The sequence below is a fragment of the Janthinobacterium lividum genome (assembly GCF_011601275.1).
GTDB lineage: Bacteria > Pseudomonadota > Gammaproteobacteria > Burkholderiales > Burkholderiaceae_D > Janthinobacterium > Janthinobacterium lividum_E.
The window spans coordinates 18438-33110 of record NZ_JAAOLY010000015.1; the positions used below are offsets into that span (position 1 = coordinate 18438).

Sequence of the window (14673 nt, forward strand, 5' to 3'; positions counted from 1 at the left end):
AAACTGCGCTTAAAACTCTTCCCATTCGTCGGCGCCGGACGCCACCGGCGCCTTCGGCGCGCGTGCACGCACGGCGTCCGCTTGAGCCGCCTTGCCCGGCGCGGGTGCCGCCACGGCCGGTGCCGACGCGCGGTGCTTGGCAGGCTGAATGGCGGGCCGCATGGCAGGTCGCATGGCAGATTTTCCTGGCGCAGACGCCGTCACGGACGGACCAGCACTGGCCGAAACATAGTGCTGCGTTGCATCGAGCTTGAACAGGCCCACCACGTCGGCCAGCTTGGCCGCCTGTTCCTGCATGGATTCCGCAGCTGCGGCCGCTTCCTCCACCAGAGCCGCATTTTGCTGCGTCACCTGGTCCATCTGGCCGATGGCCTGGTTGACTTGCTCGATGCCGGCGCGCTGCTCATCGCTGGCGTCGGTGATCTGGTTCATGATCAGCGTCACATGGCTGATACTTTGTACGATCTCGTCCATGGTGCGGCCCGCCTTGTCCACCAGTTGTGAACCGGCCTCGACCTTTTGCACGGAATCGCCGATCAAGCCCTTGATTTCCTTGGCCGCCGCGCTGGAGCGCTGCGCCAGGTTGCGCACCTCGGAAGCAACGACGGCAAAACCACGGCCCTGCTCACCGGCCCTGGCTGCTTCCACGGCCGCGTTCAAGGCCAGGATATTCGTCTGGAAGGCGATGGCATCGATGACGCTGATGATGTCGACGATCTTGCGCGAGGAATCGTTGATCGACCCCATGGTGCTGACCACTTCCGACACCACCACACCGCCCTTGCTGGCGATCTGCGACGCGTCGATGGCCAGCTGGTTGGCGCTGCGCGCATTGTCGGCGTTGAGTTTCACGGTGGACGTCAGCTCTTCCATGGAAGAGGCCGTCTCTTCCAGCGAACTGGCCTGCTCTTCCGTGCGCGACGACAAGTCCAGGTTGCCGGCGGCGATTTCGCTCGACGCCGTGCTGATCGATTCGGTGCCGGCGCGCACCTGGCCGACGATACTGACCAGCCTATCGTTCATGTTTTTCAGCGCATGCATCAATTGCCCCGTTTCATCGCGGCTTTCCACGACGATATGGCTGGTCAGGTCGCCAGCGGAAACGGCTTCCGCCACTTCCACAGCACGCGTGATGGGACGCGTGATCGAGCGCGTGATCCAGTAGGCGCAGGCGACGCCCAGCAAGATGGCGACCACGCCAAGCGAGATCAGCAGCAGACGGCCATTTTCGTAGCGCGAACGGATTTGCGCGGCCGTTTCATCGAGCAATTTAGCTTCCAGCAATTCCAGCTTCTTCAGCGCCGCCAGGTAGATGTCGCGCTTGGCGGCCATGTCGCCTTCGTACAGGCGCTTGCCCAGTTCCAGGTCGCCCGCATTCTTGGCCTTGAACACATTCTTGCGCACTTCCGTGTAAGCCTTGCGCGTGCTCAACACCTCCTGGTACAGCGATTGTTCTTCGGCGTTCAGCTCGCTTTTGCCGATGTCATTCTGGATTTCCGTGGCGCGTGCGGACGAGACCGCCATTTCCTGTTCAAACTGCTTCTGGTGTTCGGGATCGCTGACTTTCCAGGCGGCCGCCGTGCGTGCCGCGTTCACCTCGATGACCTTGGTCCACTCACCGATCAGGCGCTCATTGCGCACCTTGACGTTGACGAGCGCATCGGTTTCCTTACTGGCGCTTTGCATCTGCACGATGCCCACCACGGTCAGGCTCGTCAACAGGAGCAGGACTGCGGCAAAACCGCCCCCGAGACGTACGCCGATTTTGAGGTTTTTCATTGCGTGATTCCTATCTGAAGAAAACGATGCACAGACGCCACGAAACCGACTTACTGCTACGTATCAATATAGCAGGCATCTGCCGTGCGGCAATCACGAGTGGTGGCGCAACGGACACTGCGCCACCGGAATGGCAGCGCGCCGCAGCGCACTACTTTGTAGCAGATTGTGAGTGAATCAGAGTGGTATTGCAAGAAATAACATGCAGGAAAGCAACAACCAGAAGGTGGTATGCCGCCACGAACGGGCGGCAGGCAAGCAGGGTCAGTTTTGCTTCACGTAGATCAATTTTGACGTGTCGAAACCCAGGCCAGCGGCTTTCTCGATCAGGCGCTGCTGCAGGGCGGGATCCATGGTTGGCGTGCGCGACAGCAACCAGAAGTAGGATTTGTCGGGACCGCTGATCATGGAATAGCTGTAATTTTGCCGGTCCAGATCGAAGACGATGTAGGAACCATAGAAGGGGCCGAAAAACGACACTTTCAGGTAGCCCACGTCTTTCTTGTCGACGAAATACGCCTTGCCTTCCGCATCCTTCCAGACAGCGTCCGCATCCTTGTAGCCGCGGTTGAGCACTTTCAGGCCGCCATCCTGGCGCAGGCTGTAATCGGCCGTCACATGGCTCAGGCCCCGCTCGAAGGAATGATCGAGGCGCGCAATCTCATACCATTTGCCCAGATACCGGGTGGTATCGAACTGACTGACGGGGTAAATATTATCCGGGCGGCCGACGCAACCGCCCAGTACTAGCAAACACAGCAATAGTAGTTTTTTCATGCTTTTCTCCATCGGTTGAATCAGGGTAGCCGCGTCAGGGCAGCAACGCGTGCTCGACGATGCGGCGGATCGCGCCATTGTTTTGCATGCGCACGATGGCGGCATTGAATTGTTCGATAAAATCATCGCGATACGGGTAGGCGGCGGGCCGGCGCGCCGTAAAACCCAGATGGCCCTGCTGGCTGGCCAGTTGCGCCGTTTCCTGTATCGTCTGCATCAGCGTGCCGGGCGCGCCCTCGTGCCGGATGCGCTGCAATTCCCACTGCGCCGACAGGCGGTCGCTGACATAGCAATCGATACGCCCGCGCATCAGCTTGAGCAGATTCGTGCGCGTGCCCTTGGCCGTATCGAACACGATGTTGGCCGCGTGCAGGGCTGCCGTCTGCTTTGCATCGCCCAGCAAAAAACCCGCGTTCACGCCGATGTGCAAGCCGGCGTAATCGGCGGGCCACTGCTTCAGCTTGCGCCTGGCCAGCACGTCCTGATTGCACAGCACCACCAGTTGCTCCATCAGCAGCGGCACGGAATAGCGCACATACGGCCGCTCGCTGCGCCACGAATACGGCGGATACAGGGCAAACGCCTCGCCCGTCTGCAGCATCAGCACGCCCCGTTTCCAGGGCACGGGACGCAGCTGCACCGCATACTGCGGCATCGATTGCGCCGCTTCGCGCACGATCTCCGTATAAATACCTTTCAGCTGGCCGTTGTCGACGTAAGAGTACGGCGGATAATCGTCGTCGCCATAGATCACCAGCGGCGTCGGCCCCTCCGCCCGCGCGCTGGCCGCGATAAACAGGCATAGCGCGGCAGGCAGGATGAGCATTCTGAACATGCCCGAAGAGTAGCATGGAAGGGGCAAGCGCCATCACCCGTTTGCGCTGTTCGTGCCCAGCATCTCGTCGAGCTGCGCCAGGGTGCTTGAATCCTTCACGACGGCGCGCAGCCACAGGTGCAACGGCAGCTCGCCCCAGCTGGCGGCCTTGTCGGCCAGGTAGGCGACGGGGCTGTGCGGCTCCGTGCGGCGGAAAAAATCGGCCACCTGGCGCAACTGGGCCAGCGCCTGCTGGCGCTGCACGATGGCGCCCCCGCTGCTGCCGACGCCCTGGCCGGCGGCGGGCGGCGCGCCGGCAAAGTCCGCATCCGGTGACAGCGGCGCAATGAAATGAATGGCGCTTTCCAGCGCCTCGCGCGCGGCGCGAAAACTCGGGCCATCGGCGCCGAAATGCGCATCGACGCTGCGCTCGAACGCCAGCAGCGACTGCATGCAGTATTGTGCATCGGCCAGCAAGCCGTCGGAAAATGCGCGCGAGTTCCGTTGCCGCGCCGCCTCCATCTGCGCCAGGGTCGCCCCTTCGTCTTGGCGCGCATCGCCCCAGCCCTGATCCGCTGCGCCCTGCGCCAGGCTGGCGGCCGCGCGCTGGCGCGCCGCATCGAAATCCTGCAGCGAGTACAGGCCATCGGCGCCTTCGGTCAGCGGGATCTCGCGCAACAGCTGCGGCGTGCGTGACAGCAGCCAGAAGACATTGCCGATGCGCTGTTCCTGGTCGCCCTCTTCCGCCGGCGGAAACAGTCCATCCCAGTAACGCTCGCACAGGCCGGCCAGCAGCGCGTAGCCATCGCCCAGGCCACGGAAGTGGCGCGTTTTCGCATGCGCCTCGGCCAGCCACACGGCCACGCGCAAATCCTTGCTGTGCGTGGCGATCAGCTGTTCGCAGCGCGTCGCCACGAACGGCCAGTCCGCCTCCTTCAGCGCCGTCACCCACTCGCCCTGGTCCAGGCTCGGATCGTCGTGCTGGCGCGCCCGCGCGATGGCGTCGAGCTCCTGGCTGAAGGTGATGTCGCCGCCGCATGGACTGACGGCGCTGACGGGGTGCAGCAACTGCTCCAGATTGAACATGGCGCTCTCCGGAAGGTGGATTATCGGATCGTGTACTTGAACTGCCCCTGCTTGCTCGCGCTGACGCGTATCGACGCGACCGGCTCGCCTTCGGCCATGCGCGCCAGCACCGCTTCGGCGATCGCCGGCAGCAGGCTGCCGTTGAGGATCTGGTCGACATTGCGCGCGCCCGAATCGACCTCGGTGCAGCGCGCCAGCACGGCGTCGACCAGGCCCGCGTCATGGCTGAACTGCGCCTGGTGGTTGCGCGCGATGCGCGCGCCGATGCGCACCAGTTTCAATGCGATGATCTCGGCCAGCACCGCGTCGCTCAAGGGATAGAAGGGCAGCACCTTCAAGCGTCCCAGCAGGGCCGGCTTGAAGTGCGCCACCAGTTGCGGGCGCACCAGTTCTTCCAGCGCGGCCGGCGTGGGCAAGTCTTGCGCCACCCGGTTCAGGCAGGCGGCCATCATGGCGCCCGAACCCAGGTTCGAGGTGGCGATGATGATAGTGTTGCGAAAATCGACTTCGCGCCCTTCCGCATCATCGAGCACGCCCTTGTCGAAGACCTGAAAGAACAATTCCAGCACATCAGGGTGCGCTTTTTCCGCTTCATCGAGCAGCACCACGCTGTAGGGCTGGCGCCGCACGGCTTCCGTCAGCACGCCGCCTTCGCCGTAACCGACATAGCCTGGTGGCGAGCCTTTCAGGCCCGCCACGCTGTGCGCCTCCTGGTACTCGCTCATGTTGATGGTAATAAGCTTGCGCTCGCCGCCATACAGCAGATCGGCCAGCGCCAGCGCCGTTTCCGTCTTGCCCGTGCCGGACGGCCCCGTAAACAGGAACACGGCTTGCGGCTTGTTCGGGTCGTCCAGGCTGGCGCGCGCCGTGCGCACGCGCTGCGCCACCGCGTCGATGACGTGGTCCTGTCCCAGCACCCGTTCGCGCAGCGCCCCATCCAGGGTCAGCACCGTGCGGATTTCGTCCTTCAGCATTTTCCCCAGCGGGATGCCGGTCCAGCCGGCGACGATGCCGGCCACCACCTGCGCATCGACTTCCAGCGGCGACAGCGGCGCTTCTCCCTGCAGTGCTGCCAGTTCTGCCTTCAACGCCAGCAGTTGCGCCGCGCCGACCTCGCCCGGCCGCTCGCCGCGCAGCTGCGCGCGCAAGTCGCCGATCTGCGCCACCAGCACCTTTTCCCGCTCCCAGCGCTGCGCCAGCGCCGCGATCGCCGCCTGCCCTTTGTCATGTTCGCGCCGCAGTTGGGCCAGGCGCGCGGCGCCGGCTTTATCGGGCGCTTCGCCATCGGCAGCCTCGCGGGCCAGGGCGTCGATTTCGGCGCCGATACGTTCCTGGCGCCGGTGCGCGTTTTCCAGCTGCGCCGGCGTAGCGCACTGGCCCAGCGCCACCTTGGCGCACGCCGTATCGAGCACGCTGATGGCCTTGTCGGGCAGCTGGCGCCCGCTGATGTAGCGGTGCGACAGGCGCACGGCCTCGACGATGGCGGCGTCGCGCACGCGGATACCGAAATGGCGCTCCATCAGCGGCGCCATGGCGCGCAGCATGGCGCAGGCAATCTCTTCGCTCGGCTCTTCCACCTTCACCACCTGGAAGCGCCGCGCCAGCGCCGCATCCTTTTCAAAATACTTTTTGTACTCGCTCCAAGTGGTGGCCGCGATCGTGCGCAGGGCGCCGCGCGCCAGCGCCGGTTTCAGCAGATTGGCCGCGTCGTTCTGCCCCGCCTGGCCACCGGCGCCGATCATCGTGTGCGCCTCGTCGATGAAGAGGATGATGGGGTGCGGACTTTTCGTCACCTCGTCGATCACATTTTTCAAGCGGCTTTCAAACTCGCCCTTCACGCTGGCACCAGCTTGCAGCAAGCCCATGTCGAGCGCGTGGATGTGCGCGCCCTGCAGCACCTCGGGCACGTCGCCGGCGGCGATGCGCAAGGCCAGGCCTTCCACCACGGCCGTCTTGCCCACGCCCGCCTCGCCCGTGAGAATCGGATTGTTCTGGCGCCGGCGCAGCAGGATGTCGACGGCCTGGCGTATCTCCGTCTCGCGGCCGATCACGGGGTCGAGCTTGCCGTCGCGCGCCAGCTGCGTCAGGTCCGTGGTGAACTGGTCCAGCGCCGGGGTTTTGCTGGCCAGGCTAGCAACAGCATCGTCGCCGGTGTCGGAAAGCCGCGGCACTGCCGCGCTTTCCTCCTCGCCGGAGCCCGCCGTCAGCCTGTCCGGCTGGTGTTTCAATTGTTCGACGCTGAAGCGGGCGAACAGTTTCGAGCCGCGATACGCAAGCTGCGACAGTTCCGGCTCGGTCAGCAGCGCCAGCAGCAAATGCCGGCTGCGGATAGTGGCTGGCCGGGCGGCGTCCGCCATGCCCAGCGAGGCAATCAGCCAGGCATGCTCGAACAACAGCGGCAAGTGGGGCGAAAACACGGGCGTGCGCGCGCTGCCCGTCCTGAAGCCGCCGATCTCGCGGCGCAGGTCCGCCTCCAGCGCCGTCAGGCTGATTTCACTGCGCCGCGCGATGGTGACGAAGTCGCTGCGCTCCTGCTCCAGCAGCGCCAGGAACAAGTGTTCGATATCGACTTCGTACTGGCCCAGGCCCACGCAGATGGCGGCGGCGCGCGTGGCGGCCGTACGCGCCGTGTCGTTGAGTTTGGCGATCAGGGTTTTCAGGTTATTGCTCATGCGGCGGCTCCCTTGCGGTTGATCGAATAGCGCAGCGACGATGGCTGCAGCACGGCGTCGAAATTGACCGTTTCGCCGCCGGCCTTCACGGCCAGGGTGCCGCTGATGACGAAGCCGACCCGGTTGATGGCGCCCGCTTCGCGCTCCAGACGGGCGCGCACATTGCGCAGGCGCGGTTCGTGGCGTTCAATGGCGGCCTTCAGCGCGGCGCAGATGCGGGCGCGGTCATCGCTGCTGGACAAACACATGCCGGCGAAATCGATCAGGCCATAGTTGACGATGGACGCGGCGCATTCCGGATAAGCGTCGAGCGCGCCAGGCGGCAGGGCCACGCGCGTGTTGAGCAGCTCTTCCAGGTCGCGCGCCACCGCATCCTTCAATTGCTCCAGCGACAGGCGCACCGCCGCGCCGCCCGCCGCCGCACCGCCGTCGCCCATCAGGCGGTCGAACAGGCCTGGTACATAACTGTCCATGCGCTCTCCTGAAAAGTCGGCGCGGCGCGCGGGCGTTGGTGGCCGCCGCGCGCCGCGTACCATCGATCAAGCCACGCGGTTCGCGGCCAGGTCCCAGCCGCCCGAGGTATTGCCGCCGGCGCCGCCCGTCACTTTTTGCTGCGTGTATTTCCACTTCACTTTCGAGAACTTGAAGCCGACGTGCTCACCGAGGATGTCGCCTTCTTCCACGTTCGGCGTCACGGCGCCGATCAGCACATTTTCGATTTCGATTTCAAAGTACTTGACGCGCTCGCCCTGGCCATCGGCGCGCATGAATTCGAAGCGCGCCTTGGGGATGGTCTTGCCGGCCGAGCAGGTCTGCAGCAGCACCGGCGAGGCCAGGTCGGCCAGTTTGGAGATGACGATGTCCTTGTGCTCGCAGCGTTCGGCCGTGTGGCCGCCGCCCGTCGAGGCGGTGGCGGACTTCGGCTGCTCGACGCTCCAGCTGACCGATTTGCACTCGATCCAGTCCTTGTGCTTGTCATCGGTGGACTCGCCCTTGATGCCGTCTATCTGCAGATATACATCGATTGCCATGGTGTGCTCCTGTGGTTGAAAGATGGGTAAATCAGGAATTGGTCGACTTCGGCAACTCCGCGACCAAACGGAGTGAAACGGACAATTCATCAAGCTGGAAGTGCGGCCGCAGGAACGACACGGCGCGGTACACGCCGGGCCGGCCCGGCACTTCATGCACCTGCACGGACGCCTCGCGCAGGGGGAACTGCGCCTTCTGTTCCTGGCTGGCGTTATCGTCGAGCAGCACGTACTGCATCAGCCAGCGGTTCAGAAAATCTTCCACGTTGGAGGCGGCGGCAAAGCTGCCGATCTTGTCGCGCATCATGGCCTTCATGTAATGGGCGATGCGCGAGACGGCGAAGATGTACTGCAGCTGCGACGACAGCACCGCGTTCGCATTGGCCGCGTCGCTGTTGTACTTGCGGCTTTTCTGCGCCGACTGGGCGCCGAAAAACGCCGCATACGCCGTGTTTTTGCAGTGCACCAGCGAGATGAAGCCCAGGTCCGACAATTCCTTTTCGCGTCGGTCGGTGATCGCCACTTCGGCCGGGCATTTCAGGGCTACGTCGCCCTCGTCCGTCTTGAAGGTGTGGGTCGGCAGGTCGTCCACCAGGCCGCCGCCCTCCACGCCGCGGATGGCGGCGCACCAGCCGTAGTCGGCAAAGGCGCGCGTCAGCTTGCTGCCAAACGCATACGCGGCGTTACACCACAGGTATTTGTGATGGTCGCTGCCGTCGACTTCCTCGACAAAATTGAAACCTTCGACCGTGGTGCCATCGACGGGATTGAACGGCAGCCGGCCCAGGAAGCGGGGCAAGGTCAGACCGACGTAGCGCGCATCCTCGGATTCGCGGAAGGCCTTCCATTTCGCGTACTCGATGGTGTCGAACACCTTGGCCAGGTCGCGTGGCTTGCCCAGGTCGCCGTAGCTTTCCAGGCCAAACAGTTCCGGCGCGGCCGAAGCGATGAACGGTGCGTGCGCGGCGGCGGCGATGTGCGACATCTGCTCGACGAAATACATGTCTTCCGGCTGGCGCGAGATGGCGAAGTCTCCCAGCAGCGCGGCGAACGGCGCGCCGCCGAAGGTGCCGAATTCCTCTTCATACACCTTCTTGAACATGCTGCTCTGGTCGAACTCCAGCGCGGCCTGGAAATCCTTTACCAGTTCGCGCTTGGTAGCGTTGAACATGCGGATCTGCAGGCGCGTGCCCGTATCGGAATTGCCGACCAGGTAGCGCAGCCCCGTCCAGCTTTGCTCGAGCTGCTGGAACGGCGCCGCGTGCATGATTTCGCTGAGCTGGGCCGAGATCAGGCGGTCGATTTCCGCCACGCGCGCGTCCAAGGTCGCCGACAGGCTGCTGGACATCAGCACCGTGCCGTCGAGCACCTGCTCCACCAGTTCCGAGATCAGGTCGCGTGCGCGCGCATGTTCGGCGCCGGACTTGGCGACGCGGCTTTGCTCGACGATCTGGTCGAGCAAATCGGTGGCGGCCGGCGCGCCGGGCGTGCATACAGCAAGGGCATCTGGGGCTTCTGCCTGGGCGCTCATCTCAATCCTCCTGCACTGGGAACCGCGGTTTCAGGGTGGCCAGGCTGTCCGTGTTGTTCAGCACCTCCGTCAGCAAGTCTTCCAGCTTGTCGTTGCCAGCCAGCTTGTTGCGCAGGTCGGCCAGCTTGGTGCGCGCCTCGAGCAGCTTGCGCAAGGGGTCGACTTGGCGCACCACCGATTCCGGGCGGAAGTCATCCATCGAGCGGAAATGCAGATCGACGGCGAAGGTGCCGCCCGCCTCGCTGAGGCGGTTCGGCACGGCGAAACGGGCCACCGGCTCCACGCCGGCCAGCACTTCGTCGAAATTGGCGCCGTCGATGGCGACGAACTTGCGGTCCTTCAGGCGTTTTTTTTCGCTGTCCGGATTGCCGCCAAAGTCGCCCAGCACGCCGACCACGAAGGGCAACTCCTTGTTTTCAATCGCGTCGCCTATCTCGACGTCGTAGGTCATTTGCACGCGCGGCGCGCGTATCTTCTGCAGGCGCTTTTGCACGCTGTCGGACTTGGACATGTCGCTTCCTTTGCAAGGGGATGGTGGGGATGCTCGTTTATTTCAGGCCGCTGAAGGGATCGGCCGCGCTGCCTGGCGCCGCCGCGCCCTTCGCCGCCGGCGTGCCGGAACCGGCTGCGCGCTTGCCGGCTGCCGGCGGGCGCTTGGCCGGCGGCACCAGTACCTCTTCGCCGATGCTTGCGCGCAGCAATTTGGCCAGGTCCTGCGCTTCCGAGCGCAGCGAGCCATTCAGATTGTTTTGCCGCGACAGGTCGGCCAGCGCCTTGCCGGACAGGCGCAAGCCGCTGACGGCGACGATGCTGTTGGCCACCTTGTCGTCCGGGTCGCGTTCCAGCGCTTCGAGCGCATGGCCGATGGCGTCGCCGTACTGGCCTCGGTCGAACTTCATCTGCGCCATTTGCAGCCACGGCGCCTTGTCGGACGGGTAGCTGCCGCCGCCAACCTTGAGCAGGCTCATGGCGCGCTCGAACTGGCCGGCGCGTGCGGCCGCATCGGCCTCGCTCATCACTTGCGCCAAGGTCGGCGCGGCAGGTTTTTTGGGCGCCGGCTGCTCTGGCGTGGCGCAGGCGGTGAGCAGCAAGGCGCTGGCGAGGCAGGCAATACGGGGCAACATGGTGGCTGGCTTCATCGGGGTGCTCCTTCACGTGGAGGACGCTACCGCTGGGAACAATGGGCGGCGCCTTGGTGGAGACTATTATTGATCGGCAATTTTTTGCCAAATTGAGATTAATCAGCAAAGAAGAAGTTCCACGCCACAGCCGCGTGCAGCGATAGGAAACCTGATCTGGCGCAGTAATTGTCTTGATCGCAGACCGATCTTGCGCCAACGCAAGCAGGTCGCCAGTGCATGCGTTTAAATGACTGCAGCACTTTTATTTCCACCCTTCAATTCGCAAAGGTCGCCCATGCCCTTTGATGCCCCGTTCCACCGCCTGGCCCGCGCCATCGCGCTACTGTTGCTGGCATCGTCGCAGGCCGGCTGTGCGGGCGGCGCCATCAGCAACCTGGCCAACGCGGCGCTGCAGATGGCGGGCGTGGCCAAGCCGCCGCCGGAACTGCCCGACGCGCAAAAGCCGCCGCGTAACGTCAGCATCCGCCTGCATGCGGCGCAGCGCCTCAACACGGATGCCGGCGGCCGGCCGCTGGCGCTGGTGGCGCGTATCTACAAGCTGCGCCAGAGCGCCGCCTTCGAACAGGCGCCCTACGACAGCTTCCTCGACGCGCAGCGCGAAAAGGCCGCGCTGGGCGCCGACCTGATGGAAGTGAAGGAAGTGCTGCTGGTGCCGGGCCAGCGCTACGAAGTGCAGGAAAAAGTCAGCAAGGAAGCCTATTTCATCGGCGTCGTGGCCCTGTTCCGCGCACCCGCGGCGCAGCGCTGGCGCGCCACCTTTGCCGCCGCCGACGCGGAACGGGGCGGCATCACCATCGGTCTGCATGCCTGCGCGCTGAGCGTCAGCGGCATGCCCGCGCTGTCGGCCCCGCGCTGCCAGTAACACGAACAGACACGCCACACATTCAAGGAGAACCGAGATGGGCATGGCAGCGAAAATCTTGTGGGGAGAAGGCCTGTTCCTGCGGCCGCAGCATTTCCAGCGCCAGGATCAGTATCACGAAGCGCGCCTGCATCATACAGCCAGCGCGCTGCATCCCTATCTGTGGGGCGTGGCACACATGGAATGGGACCTGGCGGCACTGAAGACGGGCACCTTGCGCCTGCAAGCCCTGTCGGCGATCTTCCGCGACGGCGAAGTGTTTGAATCGCTGGGCGACGGCGCGCCGGGCGGCGATGCCCTGCCCCCGCCGGTGGACCTGGAAGCGCTGCCGCCGGCGGTGCAGGAAGTGACGTATTACGCGGCGCTGCCCATCCTCAACCGCGAAGGCATGAATTACACGGCGCAGGGGTCAAACGCAGGTACGCCGGCGGCCACGCGCTTTGCGCACGCCATGCGCGCCACGCCCGACCTGTTTACGGAGTCCGCCGTGGCCGACGTGGCTTACCTGAAGAAAACCGTGCGCCTGATTCCCGACAGCGAAGCGCGCGGCTCCTACGATTGCCTGCCGCTGATCGCCCTGCGGCGCACGGTGTCGGGCGGCTTCGAACCCGTGCCCTCGTTCATGGCGCCCAGCCTGGCGATCGCCGGCGCGCCGCGCCTGCAGGGCGTGCTGGAACACCTGCTCGACGCCTTGCAGGCGAAGGTGGGCGCGCTGCACGGCCACCACCGCGAACCGAGCCGCAATGTGATCGAGTTCCGCTCGGGCGACGTGTCCTCGTTCTGGCTGCTGCACACGGTCAGCACGGCCGCCGCCGCCCTGATGCACTATGTGCGCCATCCGGCCCTGCATCCGGAGCGCCTGTACGAAGCGCTGCTGGGCCTGGCCGGCGGCCTGCTCAGCTACTCCAAGCATTACACCCTGGCCAGCCTGCCCGCCTACGACCACGCGCAGCCGGGCGCCTGCTTTGACGCCATCGACGCCATCATCCGCGAACTGCTCGACACCGTCATCTCGTCGAAGTATTTTTCCATCACCCTGCTCGAGGACAAGCCCTCGTACCACCTGGGCAAGCTCGATTCGGGCAAGATCGACCAGCACACCACCTTGTACCTGGCGATTCGCGCCGCCATGCCCGCCATCGAACTGGTCGACGTGGTGCCGCTGCGCGTAAAAGTGGGTGCACCCGACGACGTGGAGAAATGCGTGCTCACGGCCATGCCCGGCCTGAAGCTGTCGCATGCGCCGCAAGTGCCGGCCGCCATTCCCGTGCGCCCCGACACCTATTATTTTGCGATTGAAAACCGTGGCGCGCTGTATGAGCAGATGCTCAAGGCGCAGTCGATTTCCGTCTACGTGCCAGCCGGCATACGCGACCTGCAGCTCGAACTGATCGCGGTGACGGCATGAGCCAGCTCATCGAACGGCGCGCAGCGCCTTCCCTGCTGGGACAACGCGGTTCCGCCCCTGCAGGCAGCAGCCGGCATGCCGGCAGCGCCCTGCTGGACCTGATGCACGAAGGCTTTTATATGCTGTTCATGCTGAAGCACGGCTCGGCGCCCGGCGACGAGCAAAGCTTCATGGACCGCATCACGGCCTTCCTCGACGACTTCGAACGCGAGGCGAAAAAAATCCGCGCCGATGGCGACGATATCGAGGCGGCCAAGTATGCGTTCTGCGCGGCCGTCGATGAAATCATCCTGGCCTCGCCGTTCGCCCTGCGCAAGCAGTGGGAAAGGCGCCCGTTGCAACTGCTGATCTTTGGCGACCAGCTGGCCGGCGAACACTTCTTCGACCGCCTCGACGCCTTGCGCGGCAAGGGCGCCATGCGCGTGCAGGCGCTGCAGGTCTTCCACATGTGTTTATTGTTGGGATTCCAGGGCAAGTATGCGATCGACGGCGGCGAAAAACTCAGCTACCTGACGGCGCGCCTGGGCGACGAGATCGCCCACATCAAGGGCAAGAGCCGTGGCTTCGCGCCGCGCGCGGAACGGCCCGACCAGGTGGTCAACAAACGCGGCAGCGACGTGCCGCTGTGGGCGCTGTCGAGCTTTTTCGCCCTGCTGGCCATCTGCGCCTACCTGGGCCTGAAAACGCATCTGACGCGCGGCACGCAAACGACCCTGGCCGCGTATGCGGACCTGGTCAAGCTGGCGCCGCGGCCAGCGCACCTGACCATCACACTCCCCTGATCACTGTGCAATCCTGAACTCGATGCGCCGGTTTCTCGCCCGGCCATCGGCCGTCGCGTTGCTCGCCACGGGACGGTCCGGCCCCTGGCCCGACACCAGCACGGAATCGGCCACGATGCCCTTGCCGGCCAGGTAGGCGCGCACGGCTTCGGCGCGCGCCTGGCTCAGGGTCACATTGCTGGCGCGCAGGCCCGTGTCGTCCGTGTGGCCGATCACCTCGACCTTGCGTCCGCGCAGCTTGAGCATGACGGCCGCCATCTCGTCGAGGATGGCCAGGCCGGCCGGCGTGATGGTGGCCTTGCCGCTGTCAAATTCGATGATGCGTTTATCGAGCGCCGCATCGAGCAAGCCTTGCTCGGCCTCGGCCGCCCTGACCCGCAAGCCGTTGTTGACGACGTAGGTGGGATTGAGGCTGGTGGCGATGTCGCTGGCGATCTGCTGGCGCTGCGTCTCGTTCGCCACTTCGCCGCGCACGCTGACGTTGCTGCCGTCGATGCTGATCTGGCCCCGTGAAATAAGCTTCAGGTTCGGCGCGATCAGCTTGTGCACGTAAGCGTTCCAGTTGGCCGGCACGGCCACGTTGCCGATGGCGATCTGGTCGACCACGCGCTCGGCGCCATACAGTTCGCGCAGGCGGGCCAGCACGGCCGCCTTGCCCGCCTCGTCGGCCAGGGTGCCCGTGACGAGGATCTGCCTCGGCATCGGCGTCTGGGGCGCTTGCGCCTGGGCGCGGCAGGGAATGGCCGCGGCAAGCAGCAGGAACATGACGGGAGATTTCATCGCAATCCT

14 protein-coding genes are annotated in these 14673 nt (G+C 64.7%); 3 read left to right on the forward strand and 11 right to left on the reverse strand.

What is annotated here, in order from left to right:
- Nucleotides 1-9: 9 nt before the first annotated feature.
- The 10 genes from GYK42_RS21250 to GYK42_RS21295 all read right to left on the reverse strand — a co-directional run bounded on the left by GYK42_RS21250 (nucleotide 10) and on the right by GYK42_RS21295 (nucleotide 10829).
- Entirely contained in the window at nucleotides 10-1779 is a 1770-nt protein-coding gene (locus GYK42_RS21250) for a methyl-accepting chemotaxis protein (protein WP_166449098.1), read from the reverse strand.
- Between the two features lie 264 nt (nucleotides 1780-2043).
- Nucleotides 2044-2556, reverse strand: coding sequence for a lipocalin family protein (locus GYK42_RS21255; protein ID WP_166449099.1), 513 nt, complete (start codon nucleotides 2554-2556; stop codon nucleotides 2044-2046).
- A 34-nt stretch (nucleotides 2557-2590) separates the two neighbouring features.
- Nucleotides 2591-3382 carry a substrate-binding periplasmic protein gene (locus GYK42_RS21260; RefSeq protein WP_240943695.1) on the reverse strand — a complete coding sequence of 264 codons (792 nt, stop codon included), beginning with the start codon at nucleotides 3380-3382 and terminating at the stop codon, nucleotides 2591-2593.
- A gap of 42 nt (nucleotides 3383-3424) precedes the next feature.
- Nucleotides 3425-4456, reverse strand: coding sequence for a type VI secretion system protein TssA (gene tssA, locus GYK42_RS21265; RefSeq protein ID WP_166449101.1), 1032 nt, complete (start codon nucleotides 4454-4456; stop codon nucleotides 3425-3427).
- A 20-nt stretch (nucleotides 4457-4476) separates the two neighbouring features.
- Nucleotides 4477-7128 (reverse strand): type VI secretion system ATPase TssH, encoded by a 2652-nt coding sequence (gene tssH, locus GYK42_RS21270; RefSeq protein ID WP_166449102.1) that lies wholly within the window; start codon nucleotides 7126-7128, stop codon nucleotides 4477-4479.
- Complete coding sequence (tssE, locus tag GYK42_RS21275) at nucleotides 7125-7601, reverse strand: type VI secretion system baseplate subunit TssE (RefSeq protein WP_166449103.1); 477 nt, start codon at nucleotides 7599-7601, stop codon at nucleotides 7125-7127. The genes tssH and tssE overlap by 4 nt, the downstream gene beginning before the upstream one ends.
- 66 nt (nucleotides 7602-7667) lie before the next feature.
- On the reverse strand, nucleotides 7668-8159 hold the full coding sequence (locus GYK42_RS21280) for an Hcp family type VI secretion system effector (RefSeq protein ID WP_034750126.1): 492 nt from the start codon (nucleotides 8157-8159) through the stop codon (nucleotides 7668-7670).
- A gap of 31 nt (nucleotides 8160-8190) precedes the next feature.
- Complete coding sequence (gene tssC, locus GYK42_RS21285) at nucleotides 8191-9690, reverse strand: type VI secretion system contractile sheath large subunit (protein ID WP_166449104.1); 1500 nt, start codon at nucleotides 9688-9690, stop codon at nucleotides 8191-8193.
- 1 nt (nucleotide 9691) lies between these two features.
- Nucleotides 9692-10201, reverse strand: a complete 510-nt coding sequence (gene tssB, locus GYK42_RS21290) for a type VI secretion system contractile sheath small subunit (RefSeq protein ID WP_166449105.1) — start codon at nucleotides 10199-10201, stop codon at nucleotides 9692-9694.
- A gap of 37 nt (nucleotides 10202-10238) precedes the next feature.
- Nucleotides 10239-10829 (reverse strand): hypothetical protein, encoded by a 591-nt coding sequence (locus GYK42_RS21295; protein WP_166449106.1) that lies wholly within the window; start codon nucleotides 10827-10829, stop codon nucleotides 10239-10241.
- Nucleotides 10830-11106: 277 nt separating this feature from the next.
- Between GYK42_RS21295 and tssJ the strand changes: the two genes are divergently transcribed.
- Genes tssJ through icmH form a run of 3 tightly spaced genes read left to right on the forward strand, consistent with a single transcriptional unit; the run spans nucleotide 11107 to nucleotide 13884 of the window.
- Entirely contained in the window at nucleotides 11107-11694 is a 588-nt protein-coding gene (gene tssJ, locus GYK42_RS21300) for a type VI secretion system lipoprotein TssJ (RefSeq protein WP_166449107.1), read from the forward strand.
- 37 nt (nucleotides 11695-11731) lie between these two features.
- The gene (tssK, locus tag GYK42_RS21305; RefSeq protein WP_166449108.1) at nucleotides 11732-13102 is read left to right on the forward strand and encodes a type VI secretion system baseplate subunit TssK; all 1371 of its coding nucleotides are present in this window, start codon (nucleotides 11732-11734) and stop codon (nucleotides 13100-13102) included.
- Complete coding sequence (icmH, locus tag GYK42_RS21310; RefSeq protein ID WP_166449109.1) at nucleotides 13099-13884, forward strand: type IVB secretion system protein IcmH/DotU; 786 nt, start codon at nucleotides 13099-13101, stop codon at nucleotides 13882-13884. The genes tssK and icmH overlap by 4 nt, the downstream gene beginning before the upstream one ends.
- On the opposite strand, the gene GYK42_RS21315 is transcribed toward icmH, so the two are convergent.
- Nucleotides 13885-14664 (reverse strand): OmpA family protein, encoded by a 780-nt coding sequence (locus tag GYK42_RS21315; protein WP_166449110.1) that lies wholly within the window; start codon nucleotides 14662-14664, stop codon nucleotides 13885-13887.
- Between the last annotated feature and the right edge of the window lie 9 nt (nucleotides 14665-14673).